A 212-nucleotide genomic window follows, 5' to 3' on the forward strand; every position below is an offset into this window, starting at 1 on the left:
TTGTGGCGAAGTGGTTAACGCACCGGATTGTGGCTCCGGCATTCGTGGGTTCGATTCCCATCAGTCGCCCCATTTTTATTTTTAAAATTACAAATAATCTAATGGATACTTACATATAATTAAGTAAGAATTCGGTGGGCTATAGCCAAGCGGTAAGGCAACGGACTTTGACTCCGTCATGCGCTGGTTCGAATCCAGCTAGCCCAGCCATT

1 tRNA gene is annotated in these 212 nt (G+C 45.3%); it reads left to right on the plus strand.

The features are described 5' to 3' along the window. Nucleotides 1-135: 135 nt before the first annotated feature. A tRNA-Gln gene (locus tag KVT31_RS30140) sits at nt 136-210 on the plus strand. Nucleotides 211-212: the final 2 nt, after the last annotated feature.

The organism is Bacillus sp. GbtcB14 (genome assembly GCF_019091205.1).
Lineage (GTDB): Bacteria > Bacillota > Bacilli > Bacillales > Bacillaceae_G > Bacillus_A > Bacillus_A cereus_AG.